The organism is Dongia deserti (assembly GCF_003574735.1).
Lineage (GTDB): Bacteria > Pseudomonadota > Alphaproteobacteria > Dongiales > Dongiaceae > Dongia_A > Dongia_A deserti.
Genome location: NZ_QORW01000027.1, coordinates 62,524 through 68,523, shown reverse-complemented (window position 1 = coordinate 68,523; position 6,000 = coordinate 62,524). Strand labels below are relative to the sequence as shown.

The 6,000-nt window shown below is 64.3% G+C and carries 8 protein-coding genes and 2 tRNA genes; 5 read left to right on the top strand and 5 right to left on the bottom strand.

The features are described 5' to 3' along the window. The 3 genes from DTX69_RS27690 to DTX69_RS27680 form a co-directional block, all read right to left on the bottom strand. Positions 1–118: GTP-binding protein (locus DTX69_RS27690; RefSeq protein WP_162917506.1), on the bottom strand; the 118-nt coding region annotated here is incomplete at its 3' end. A gap of 141 nt (positions 119–259) precedes the next feature. Next, positions 260–333, bottom strand: a tRNA-Gly gene (locus tag DTX69_RS27685). A 35-nt stretch (positions 334–368) separates the two neighbouring features. Next, a tRNA-Tyr gene (locus tag DTX69_RS27680) sits at positions 369–454 on the bottom strand. Positions 455–616: 162 nt separating this feature from the next. Between DTX69_RS27680 and rlmB the strand changes: the two genes are divergently transcribed. The 5 genes from rlmB (at position 617) to DTX69_RS27655 (ending at position 4,739) form a co-directional block, all read left to right on the top strand. After that, positions 617–1,513 carry a 23S rRNA (guanosine(2251)-2'-O)-methyltransferase RlmB gene (rlmB, locus tag DTX69_RS27675; protein ID WP_119304828.1) on the top strand — a complete coding sequence of 299 codons (897 nt, stop codon included), beginning with the start codon at positions 617–619 and terminating at the stop codon, positions 1,511–1,513. Between the two features lie 3 nt (positions 1,514–1,516). After that, a complete protein-coding gene (locus DTX69_RS27670; RefSeq protein ID WP_119304827.1) occupies positions 1,517–1,948 on the top strand; it encodes an EF-hand domain-containing protein in 432 nt (143 codons plus the stop codon). A 154-nt stretch (positions 1,949–2,102) separates the two neighbouring features. Further along, complete coding sequence (locus tag DTX69_RS27665; protein WP_162917628.1) at positions 2,103–2,579, top strand: hypothetical protein; 477 nt, start codon at positions 2,103–2,105, stop codon at positions 2,577–2,579. Continuing rightward, a complete protein-coding gene (locus DTX69_RS27660; RefSeq protein ID WP_119304825.1) occupies positions 2,572–3,801 on the top strand; it encodes an MFS transporter in 1,230 nt (409 codons plus the stop codon). Before DTX69_RS27665 ends, DTX69_RS27660 begins: the two co-directional genes overlap by 8 nt. 86 nt (positions 3,802–3,887) lie before the next feature. Next, positions 3,888–4,739 carry a hypothetical protein gene (locus tag DTX69_RS27655; RefSeq protein ID WP_119304824.1) on the top strand — a complete coding sequence of 284 codons (852 nt, stop codon included), beginning with the start codon at positions 3,888–3,890 and terminating at the stop codon, positions 4,737–4,739. A gap of 17 nt (positions 4,740–4,756) precedes the next feature. Here the strand turns inward: DTX69_RS27655 and DTX69_RS27650 are convergent, their stop codons facing one another. Together DTX69_RS27650 and DTX69_RS27645 are read right to left on the bottom strand one after the other, a co-directional pair. After that, positions 4,757–5,458 carry an HAD family hydrolase gene (locus DTX69_RS27650; RefSeq protein ID WP_119304823.1) on the bottom strand — a complete coding sequence of 234 codons (702 nt, stop codon included), beginning with the start codon at positions 5,456–5,458 and terminating at the stop codon, positions 4,757–4,759. A 52-nt stretch (positions 5,459–5,510) separates the two neighbouring features. Next, positions 5,511–5,714 carry a hypothetical protein gene (locus tag DTX69_RS27645; protein WP_162917627.1) on the bottom strand — a complete coding sequence of 68 codons (204 nt, stop codon included), beginning with the start codon at positions 5,712–5,714 and terminating at the stop codon, positions 5,511–5,513. Positions 5,715–6,000: the final 286 nt, after the last annotated feature.

Sequence of the window (6,000 nt, the reverse complement as noted above, 5' to 3'; positions counted from 1 at the left end):
CCGTCTCGGCCAGAATCTTCGTGATCGCCGCCGTCAACGACGTCTTGCCATGGTCAACGTGACCAATCGTTCCAACGTTGCAATGCGGCTTCGTCCGCTCAAACTTCGCCTTCGCCATTTTTCTTCAGTCCTGTGACCAGATCGGTTGCTTCTCTATCGATCCTTGATCGAGCTGGAACCCCGCGCGGATCCCGGCCAAACCATGCTCTCGTTCCTGTCGCGCTTTGCCATTGGGAACCGCCGGCGCGGCGCTGAATTCTGGAGCGGGTGACGGGAATCGAACCCGCGTAGCCAGCTTGGAAGGCTGGAGCTCTACCATTGAGCTACACCCGCCGATTCTCACCCACTCTCCACCCCGGGGCAGTCGCTGGTGGAGGGGGTAGGATTCGAACCTACGTAGGCCGAAGCCAACGGGTTTACAGCCCGTCCCCTTTAGCCACTCGGGCACCCCTCCGGGCTCCCACGACTCCGCCCGCAGCGGAAGTGCGCAATATGGGCATTTACCTTTCGGAGTCAATTTGAAAACACACGAAAAACTCCGTTCCCGCCGATTTCGTTTCCGGCGTGAATGGAGTTGTGGCAATACCCAATTTCAGGTCGGACTATAGGGGTCACCATGAACAAGCGCAAGCCACCCTCCCGCGGCCGGGAGAGGGGGTCGGGTCGACCCCATGATTTCTCGCAAGATCAGCGGCATAGGCCGCATCGTCACGATGCCGGAAGAAGACCGGACAGGGGCGCTGCGGCGGCCAGCCGCGGCCACCGGGACGAGCCCTGGCGCGAGCATAGCCAACCAGGCGGACCCTATTGGCTTTATGGCCATCACGCGGTCACCGTGGCCCTCGCCAATCCGGAGCGGAAGATCCTGCGCCTCGCCCAGGCCGGAGCCGGTGACGTGCCGACCGTGGAGGGCCACGACTGGGAGCACGTCCCGCGCGATGTCCTGGAGAGCTGGCTGCCGCCGGGCGCCGTCCACCAGGGTTTGGCCGCCAAGGTTCACCCCCTACCCGATCGCGCCATCGAGGATGTAATCGCCGAAGCCGAGGGTCTCGAAAGCGCCCAGGTCATGATCCTCGACCAGGTGACCGACCCGCAGAATGTCGGCGCCATCCTGCGCTCGGCCGCAGCCTTCGGCGCCCTGGCCGTGATCCTGACCGAGCGCCACGCGGCGCCGGAATCCGGCGCCCTCGCCAAGGCGGCCTCCGGGGCGCTCGAGCACGTGCCTTTGATCCGGGTCGCCAGCCTCGCCCGTGCGCTTGAGTTGCTGAAGAAGAAGGGCGGCTTCTGGATCGCCGGCCTCGCCGCCGAGGCGCCCCAGACGCTGGCCGAAGCCAAGCTGACCGGGAAGGTCGGGCTGGCGCTGGGGGCGGAAGGGCCCGGCCTGCGCCGCCTCACCCGCGAGCATTGCGACCTGCTGGTGCGGCTGCCCACCGGCGGGCCGATTGATCACCTCAATGTGTCGAACGCCGCGGCCGTCGCGCTGTATGAATTGGTGCGAGGGCAAGGAGCATAGATCGTGACACGCATATTAACCGGCATTCTGATTGCGCTCGTCCTCGGCACACCTGCCCTTGCGCAGGAGACGGAAACCGACGCGGAGTCCGCAGCGCACTATTTCGACCGCCTGGACCAGAAGAAGCAGGGCTTCTTCACGCTCGCCGACATGCAGCGCATCGAGGCCAAGACCTTCATCCGTACCGACGACAACAAGGACGGCCTGCTCACCTTGTCCGAATACAATTTCGGCATTCCGGAAGAGGAGCAGGCCGTGATCGAGCGCTTCACCCGGCGCTTCCGCCTCGCCGACGCGGACAACAACGGCCGCATCACCATGGACGAATACATGGCGTTCTGCGCGCGGGTGGTCGCCGCCGCCGACGCCAACCAGGACGGCAGGGTGACCAAGGACGAATTCGTCGCCGCCTCCGGCGGCGGCGCGACGGAGTAGTCGCGGAACAGGCATCCTCTAGCGCATCGCGCTCTCTTCCGTCATGGTCGTGCTTGGCACGACCGTCCACGAGTTTGCGTGCGACAGCACGATCTCGCCCATGGAAACTCGTAGATGGTCGTGCCAGTCGACCATGACGTCGTTAGGAGTCGCCGTGCTTGCGCTTCTACTAAATTGCGACGATTTCAACGACAGCTCTGTCTGCCTCGGTCCCCAAGTCGCGTCCGTGCTTGAAGCGTTGGTTACCCTGCCCGAGTTGTCAAACGTGACCTGGTACGCCGCATCAGTCGATGCGATGGGATCGCCGGAAATCCGTGAGGCGTTCCGAAACTACGAGAGCCATGAGGCTCGTCCAGTACGTGACGGTGCGAGTTTCGTATCACTGGTTCGGTGTGCGGTCCAATTCCTGGACGGGGTGTTCTTCTGTGTCCCTGTGGGGCAAGAGCCCGTTGTCGCGGCAGACTTCCTGACGACCGATGGACCGATCGAGAGACTCGTGACGAACTCGATCGTTGAAGTGTGCACGGCCGACACGAGCATCATCTGGATCGGCACCGATGTCTCGGCAATAATTGACATTGCGCAGAGGCGATTCGGCGGCAGGACGCTGCAATCGAGGCCGCATGAATAACGTGGTGTCACCCGAGAGCAGAATCGCGATCGCCTCCAAGCGCAGCTCTATCACCCTTCTCGTCCTTGCCGAGATCGCGGGCATGAGTTTGTGGTTCGCGTCGGCGGCGATCCTGCCGGACATGGTGCGGGAGTCCGGCATTGACGCCGCGCGGCAGGCTATGCTGTCGAGCGGCGTGCAGCTCGGCTTCGTGGCGGGCGCGTTGGCGGTGGCGGCGAGTGGCCTCGCCGACCGCTTCGATCCGCGGCGCGTATTCGCGCTCAGCGCCGTGCTCGCTGCTCTGTGCAACGCCGCGCTGCTCATCGCACCGATTGGCGGCACGATCGCGATCCTGCTCCGCTTCCTCACCGGCCTGCTGCTGGCGGGCGTCTATCCCGTCGGCATGAAGATCGCCGTCGGCTGGGGCACGAAAGATCGCGGGCTGTTGGTGGGATTGCTGGTCGGCGCGCTCACCGTCGGATCGGCGCTGCCGCATCTCGCGGCCTATCTCGGCGGCGCGGATTGGCGCAGCGTGATTGTCGCCACCTCCGTGCTGGCGCTGGTCGGCGGGTTGCTGGTCTTGCCCTGCGGCCTCGGCCCGCATCATGCGCGGGCGCCGCGCTTCTCGACGCGCGCCATCGCGCTCGCCTGGACCAATCGGCGCATCCGCCTCACCTATCTCGGTTATTTCGGCCATATGTGGGAGCTCTATGCGATGTGGGCGTGGGTCGGCGTGGCGGCGGCCGCATCCTACGGCGCGCTGCTGGGCGAAGCCGAAGCGACGCGCCTCGCCAAGCTCACGGCGTTCCTCGCCATCGCGCTCGGCGGGTTGACCTGCGCACCGGCGGGATGGGTCGCAGACCGCATCGGCAAGGCGCAGGTTACCATCATCGCCATGGCGCTCAGCGGCTCCGCCGCGATTGCGACCGCGCTCAGTTTCGGCGGCCCGGTCTGGCTCACCTTCCTGCTGATCGTGATCTGGGGCATTTTCATCATTCCGGACTCAGCGCAGTTCTCGGCACTCGTCGCCGACGCGTCTCCGCCCGACCTCGCTGGCAGCGCTCTTACCTTGCAGACCGCACTCGGGTTCGCGCTCACCGCAATCACCGTGCAGGCAACGCCGCTGCTCGCCGAGACGCTTGGGTGGCCGGCAGTGCTCGCCGGGCTCGCATTTGGCCCCGCGGTAGGAATTTTGGCTATGGCGCGGCTCCTGCAGACGCGGCCGAAGAGACAAGGCTCCTAGCGCAGGCTGCGCGCAGCGCTACAGCCCTAAGCCCCTGTTAATGATGCCCGGCTTATGCTGTCTCCTCCTTCGAGGGGATCGTCCGCATGACTATCACCGAGATCCATGTACTGCTCATCGCCGGCCTGGCCTTTCTGAGCATCGCAGCGCTGCTTGTAACCGCCCCGACGTTGGAGGCGGGGATCAATCGCCTGAAGCTCGTGATGAACACAGTAGGCATCATCATCGTCGTCGCATGCAGCGTCGGCGGTATCGCGCTTTTTGTGTGGGGCTTTCACACGGGGGAGAAGGGATACATCTACTTCTCGTTCCTGCCCCTGGCGGCTGCCGTCGGTACCTGGAACGCCATCACGCGCCGCCATCGGACTTGGTGGGGAATCCTCGGCGCAAACGACAGCAGCGAACGCTCACGAGCCTTCTGGAAGGAAACGTTCAACCTCTGGCGCGGCCGTGATCCCGATCATGATCCCGCTGGGCAGCGCTTTCGATGGACGCCCGGCGACAAAGGTGGCGGCAACCTATCGTTCTCGATCAATTTGGGCGGCAGCGGCGCAAAGCTCGCCTCGCTGCTCCAGCTCGGGGCGCATCGGCTGTCGACCGACCTCGTCTCCGTATTCCCGAATGTGCTGCAGTTTGCCGTTGTGTTGGACGAACGCGCACAGGCGGAACGCTCCTACCTCGACTTGGCGCGCCAGGAGCTGACCGTTCGTCGAAAGGATGGCGCGCCAATAGCGGTGCGCGCCGCTTCCGATCTGCCCTTCCTCACCATCACGCCGGAAGCCACACGTCCGGACAGCACTCATGTGCTGATCATTGGGCTTCGCGCCGACGAACTGCGCGTGGGGCCTTTCACCGGCACGATCTCGATCGAGACGGACCACCCCGACCAGCCGACCATCACCGTCCCTGTCATCGGCCAGGTCACGCGCGAGCGATAGGCTCTAGGGAGCCGTCGTCAGCTTTCGATGCTCGCCAGCAGTGCGGGCAGCTCGCCGATCCGCTCGATCTGGCGAAAGCGCGGTGCGTGCATGGGTGCCTCCACATGCTCCAGCGCCCAGGTCAGCGGATGCGGAATGAAAATGCCCCAGCCGCCCGCCTCGATCGCCGGCACGACGTCGGACTTCAGCGAGTTGCCCACCATCACGCTGCGCTCCGGCCCGTCGCCATGGCGCGCGAAGATGCGCTGGTAGGTGGCAGGCGACTTGTCGCTGACGATCTCCACTGCCTGGAACAGTTCGCCTAAGCCCGAGCGCGCCAGCTTCTGCTCCTGGTCCAGCAGGTCGCCTTTGGTGATGAGCAGGATGCGATAGCGCTCCGCGACCTCGTGCAAAGTCTCTCGCACATTGGGCAGGATCTCGATCGGATGGGCCGCCATGTCACGGCCGAGGTCGATGAGATCCTTGAGGACCGAGGTCGGGACCTTGCCATCGGTCACGTCGATCGCCGTCTCGATCATGGAAAGGACGAAGCCCTTCCGCCCGAACCCATAGAAATCGAGATTGCGCCTCTCCGTCTCCAGCAGGCGCTGCGACAGACCTTCGGAATCGACGTAGTCCGCCAGCAGCGCGGCGAAACGTTCTTCGGTCAAGCGGAATACCCGCTCCGAGTGCCAGAGCGTGTCGTCCGCGTCGAATCCGATGGTGGTGAGCCCGCGCATTTGGCGCGGACTTTAGCGCGGCGTCACTCCGATTTGGAAGGCGCAGCCTGATCTAGGTGCGCTGGCGGTAGCCGATCCCCTGCGTCTTGAACGACGGCATGTCACGTTCCGGCGCGCCATGCTCGCGCCGCCTTGGAGTCCGATCCGCAGCCAGATCGTCCCAATCCTCTCGCCATGACGGTACCGAGAAATCCCGGCTCTCGACTCGCTCGTCGCGAATGGTGACGCCCGAAACACGCTGAATGCGTCGCCGCATGTATCGCATCGCCCTGTTCCTGATCTTTTGACACGAGAAGCGCGCCCCTCAGCGCGGCGCGCACCAGTTAGTAAACAAGGCTTAAACAGAAAAGTTCCGGCCGATCGGCAGATTATGATGCAGGTGCGAACGGGATCCTGACGCACCCACGATGCCACAACTCACACGCCCTTTCATCACCCTGCAACAGTTCGAAAGCGCTTTCAAAGTCCCGACCCGCATCGGCGCCGCCATGCGGAACCAGCAGCGGCACCGCACGCGCATCGTGCGTCTTTGCCTTTCGCGT